The organism is Thermosynechococcus sp. OHK43 (assembly GCF_014466085.1).
Taxonomy (GTDB): Bacteria; Cyanobacteriota; Cyanobacteriia; order Thermosynechococcales; family Thermosynechococcaceae; genus Thermosynechococcus.
The window spans coordinates 1-4534 of the sequence record NZ_JACOMP010000043.1; the positions used below are offsets into that span (position 1 = coordinate 1).

Annotated in this window: 5 protein-coding genes, 1 tRNA gene and 1 pseudogene; 1 reads left to right on the plus strand and 6 read right to left on the minus strand. The window is 54.1% G+C overall.

Features of this window, described 5'->3' with window-relative positions:
• The 6 genes from H8Q75_RS01930 to rsmH all read right to left on the minus strand — a co-directional run.
• On the minus strand, window positions 1–214 hold a 214-nt coding region (locus tag H8Q75_RS01930; RefSeq protein ID WP_297040014.1), incomplete at its 3' end, for a hypothetical protein.
• A gap of 24 nt (window positions 215–238) precedes the next feature.
• Window positions 239–311 (minus strand) — tRNA-Ala (locus H8Q75_RS01935).
• Window positions 312–321: 10 nt separating this feature from the next.
• Window positions 322–873 (minus strand): photosystem II reaction center PsbP, encoded by a 552-nt coding sequence (psbP, locus tag H8Q75_RS01940; RefSeq protein ID WP_024125338.1) that lies wholly within the window; start codon window positions 871–873, stop codon window positions 322–324.
• A 24-nt stretch (window positions 874–897) separates the two neighbouring features.
• Window positions 898–2664 (minus strand): penicillin-binding protein 2, encoded by a 1767-nt coding sequence (locus tag H8Q75_RS01945; protein ID WP_024125337.1) that lies wholly within the window; start codon window positions 2662–2664, stop codon window positions 898–900.
• 9 nt (window positions 2665–2673) lie between these two features.
• A complete protein-coding gene (locus H8Q75_RS01950) occupies window positions 2674–3114 on the minus strand; it encodes a hypothetical protein (RefSeq protein ID WP_024125336.1) in 441 nt (146 codons plus the stop codon).
• Window positions 3115–3203: 89 nt separating this feature from the next.
• On the minus strand, window positions 3204–4076 hold the full coding sequence (gene rsmH, locus H8Q75_RS01955) for a 16S rRNA (cytosine(1402)-N(4))-methyltransferase RsmH (protein ID WP_024125335.1): 873 nt from the start codon (window positions 4074–4076) through the stop codon (window positions 3204–3206).
• A 59-nt stretch (window positions 4077–4135) separates the two neighbouring features.
• On the opposite strand from rsmH, the pseudogene H8Q75_RS01960 reads away from it, so the two are divergent.
• Window positions 4136–4534, plus strand: a pseudogene (locus tag H8Q75_RS01960) (hypothetical protein); the annotation flags it as partial.

Here is a 4534-nt window from a genome sequence, read left to right on the forward strand (position 1 = left end):
TATCTTGTTCTCGCCCCACAATGTTGCGCACGATGTTAATGTTTCGCACGATGTTGCCCAGTGCTGTCACTGACAATGGGGCAATGACCTCCAGAGGAGATTCGGCAGAGCGGGTCAGCAGCAGTCGCAGTGAAGGCGATTGCGGATTGAAACGAAGTGTCAGGAAATTGGGGTAGGTGGGTAATGAGTTGCGATCGCCGCCAGTCTTTAACAAACTACGGCAGCGGGGGTAGTACCATGGAGAGTAGGGAACTCGAATCCCTGACCTTCGCGGTGCGATCGCGACGCTCTACCAACTGAGCTAACTCCCCAATTCTTTCTTTAATATACGCTAAACGAGGACACGATGGTCTTAAATTGGTCTTCCACTTTTGGCCAGCGCTCTTCAGGCGCTGACACACTGAGGGTATAGACCTTACCTCGACTTACGGCAATACTCGACAAATTGTGCCGCTGCTGAGCATTGTTGCCATCCCCCGGTAGAGTGACCGCATACTCCAGAATGTAGTAGGTCTTATCATCAGCCTTTTGGGAGGTGGCGGCAATTAAGGCAGAACTGCGGCCACTTTCACTGGGAGCAATGATATTGCGCAGCAGGCGATCGCCCACCTCCTCAGGCGACCCCAATTCCTCAAGGGATTTCGTACTAGACACGGGATTGACCACCACGCTGACGTTTTCCGTCGTCTCAATAATGTCGTGAAAAACCACATCCACCGGATCCTTGGCCTGTACCTGTACCCAACCGCGGGGGTAAAGGAATTCATAGCCATCGTAGCTATCAACATAGGCCTGTAGCCCACTGGTGGCCGAACAGCCTCCCAGCAACACCACGAAAATAGCCAACACTGTAACAAAAAACCGTTGAAGCATACCGTCCTTTTGCGCTGTTCTTCCCTATTGTGACACCGAAGCTGGTGCAGCGGGGCGCCGCAATTCCTGTGGATGTGAGGGAGGAATGCCCTCAATCGTAATCAGTGACTCCGTAACCGCTCGCACAATTGGAATGGCCACCGTTGAGCCATAGGCATCATCTCCCTTGGGTTCATCCACCACCGCCAAAATCACATATTGGGGCTGTTCTAGGGGAAAGACAGCAAAAAAGCTGGTAATACGCAGATTGCTATAGGTACCGCCAATCGCCTTTTGCGCCGTGCCCGTTTTGCCCCCCAAGCGATAGCCGGGAATATGGGCGGGTTTCCCTGTACCAAAGCGCACAACTTCTCCCAGCATTTTGACCACCGCTTGACTGGTGCGCTGCGAAAAGACCCGTCGAGGGGGGCGTTGCTCAAGGCGTTTTTGCAGTTGGCCATTTTCATCGTAGAGGCCGTCAATGACATGGGGAGTAACCATCTCCCCACCGTTGGCGATCGCCCCCACTAGTTGAGCCAAATGGAGCGGCGTCAGGGAAAAGCCTTGACCAAAGGCGGCCGTTGCCGGTTCAATCGGATAGTTAATAAATTGCTCCGGAGGTTTTAACTGGGCGGCTGTTTCAAAGGGCAGATCACTGCCCACTTTCTCTGTGAGTCCCAAGCGATGGAGATAGCGATAGTAGTGGCGGGCTGGAATGCGGCTCATCATGTGCACCATGGCCACATTGCTAGAGTAGGCGAGAACTTCGGCAATTCTAAGGGCACCGCGGCCGCCGCGTTGACTATAGTCACTATTTTGAATTGGCCAACCGCCAACAACAATTCGTCCCTCATCGGGCAACACCGTATCAGGAGTAATGGCATTTAGTTCAAGGGCAATGGCGGTATTGATTGGCTTAAAGGTTGATCCTGGTTCATAGAGGTCCGACACCGCCCAGTTGCGAAAAAGGGCTGGATCAGCACGGTAGTAATGATTGGGATCGTAGGCGGGTTCTGAGACCAAGGCTCGCAGTGCCCCAGTTTTCACTTCTAGGACAATAACCGTGCCGCGTTTAGCATTGAATTTGCGTAACTGCTGTTGCAGGGCTTGGCGTGCCGTTTGTTGCAGACGACTATCAATCGTGAGGCGCACATGGTACCCCTGATTTAAGACCCGCGGATCCGCAGGGGCAAGCGCTGGCAGCCACTCCCCTAGGGCACTCATCGAGAGGAGTTGGCGGCTATGGGGAACCTGTAAAAATTGATTCTGGCTAAACTCAATCCCCGCTTGACCCTGGTGGTCACGATCCACATAGCCAACAATGCCCGCCATGAGTTCCTGTTGCGGATAAATGCGCTGCCACCCTTGGTTCAGTTCTAGGCCATCGTAGTTGAGGGCGCGAATTTTGGCGGCGGTTTGTTCATCGATGTCGTAGGCAATGGGGACGCCTGTAGGATAGGAGCTGAATTTGGCCAAGAGTTGCTCTGGGGATTGCTGGAGTAGGGGAGCCAGATCGCGGGCGATCGCTGAGCGCGCCACTTTGAACTGAATCGGATGGGCAAAGAGGGTAAACACGGGCCGATCTAGGGCAACAACCGTCTCTCGGCGATCAGTAATTGGATAGCGTGCCAAGGTTGGCGGGGTATAGCGCCGTTGTTGTTGCTGTGCCCGTGCCGCTAAGGTTTCCCCCTGAACCACTTGCAAATAAACCAAACGCGCAACCACCCCCCCCATCCCCATGAGCAAAAAGCCAAAGATCAGACCGACGCGCAAGGGTGGCAGGAATTGATTTTGGGGGCGGGCAGTTTTCATGGATAGCGGTCAGTAATTGACAGTGCGCTGAGGCGGTGGCGTCACGGGGAGCCCTTCAAAATGAGTCTTGGCAGCAATCTTGCTCTCATTGGGCATAAAAAGAACGTGTTGTGGTGTTTGGGGTACAAGACCTTGGGGGGCCCGTTGCACTTGCTGCGTCACCCGATAGCGGAGGGTTTCATTGCTCACCAGTAGCTCCCGCTCCTGCCGTTTTAGGGTTTCCAAGCGGTCATAGGCTTGACTCCACTGCTGCTGACAGAGGGCTGACCAACCATAGAGAGGCAGCATAGCCACGAGGGCACCGGTGGCGACCACCCCAGAAACCCATTCAATCCTCAGCAAAGTTTTTTGCCAAAGGGGCACCGGTGGCTTGGGGAGGGGCCGAATTTCCGTCAGCGTTGGCGAGGATTGGGGAATAAATCGGGATTTGAATTTAGGGGCAGCAACCATAGACTCCAGCACTCCTCAGGAATGGATTGCCCTAAAAGATTAGGACGCACTGTAAAGATACCCAATAAATAAACCATCATTCGGGCAATTCATGCACAAGTACGCGCCGCAATTCGTAGCTTTGCCGATCGCGATCGCGGGTTCCGGCTCACTTCCACTGCATCCGCCACGATTGGTTTACGAGTCAGGACTGCCAAAAGGGGATTGGCGCGCCACGCCTGCTTCACCCGGCGATCTTCCAAGCTATGGAAACTAATAACAGCAATGCGCCCTGTGGGCTTTAACCAGTGGGGCGATCGCGCCAAAAATTGGTCGAGCACCGCTAACTCTTGGTTGACATAGATACGCAAGGCCTGAAAAACCCGTGTGGCTGGATGAATGCGGTGTCGGGGGGAAGCCTTGAGGCAATGGGCAACCAACTGCGCCAGTTCTTGGGTGCTGTTGAGGGGGCGACGGGCCACAATTTGGCGGGCAATGCGGCGGGCAAAGCGTTCTTCCCCATATTCATAGAAAATATCCGCCAGTTCTCGCTCGCTGTAGTGATTGATCACCGTTGCGGCTGTCAAAGGGTTAGCGGGATTCATGCGCATATCGAGGGGGGCATCAAAGCGAAAACTAAACCCTCGCTCTGGGCGATCCAATTGGGCAGAACTCACACCTAAATCGGCGAGAATGCCATCAAACATCGGTTCAGCCACAGGCAGATCAGCAAAGTTGCCATGCCAAAACTGGACGCGATCGCCAAAAGGGGCAAGGAACTCCTGAGCCGCTGCCAAAGCCATCGGGTCTTGATCGATCGCGAGTACCCGACAAGTGGGTTCACGCCGTAGGAGCAGCGCTGTGTGTCCGCCACCCCCCACTGTGGCATCCAAGTATAGCCCCCCGGCCTTGGGCTGGAGTGCCTCAAGCACCGCAGGTGCTAGCACCGGTTGATGGTACGTAGAAAATTCCAAATCTTGCATAGGCGGATCAAACGCAGCGTAAAATTTGCCACAGCACAGTCCCTTGGAGAGCCGCCGCCGTGAACGATACTCCCCTCAACTTCGCCGATGAACTGCTGGTGCGAGATCAACTCGTGCAGCAACTCTCAGAGGAACTCTATCAACTCATGGTGCAGCATCCTGAGTTATTTGTGCGCTTTTACCAAGCCCGCAAAGCCGAAGCCGCCAATGCCGAAGCCCTGAGGTTGTTGCAAGCACAGGTGCAACAGGTGGAGGCGCAAATCGCAGCCTATCAAGAGCAAATTCTTGCTTACCAACAACAGGCACAAAACCGCGAAGCAGAAATGAACGACTTGAAGGCTCAAGTGATTGCATTGAGCGATCGCAATGAGATGCTGGAGCGCATCATCCAAGAAATGCCCGAAGTCTATCGGCAAAAATTTAGTGAGCGACTCACTCAAGTGAAACTGAAGATTGAA

Bases quoted from the DNA above. Each gene is read 5' to 3' on its own strand.
- psbP (WP_024125338.1), bottom strand. From the start codon at position 873: ATGCTTCAACGGTTTTTTGTTACAGTGTTGGCTATTTTCGTGGTGTTG.
- H8Q75_RS01945 (WP_024125337.1), bottom strand. From the start codon at position 2,664: ATGAAAACTGCCCGCCCCCAAAATCAATTCCTGCCACCCTTGCGCGTC.
- H8Q75_RS01950 (WP_024125336.1), bottom strand. From the start codon at position 3,114: ATGGTTGCTGCCCCTAAATTCAAATCCCGATTTATTCCCCAATCCTCG.
- rsmH (WP_024125335.1), bottom strand. From the start codon at position 4,076: ATGCAAGATTTGGAATTTTCTACGTACCATCAACCGGTGCTAGCACCT.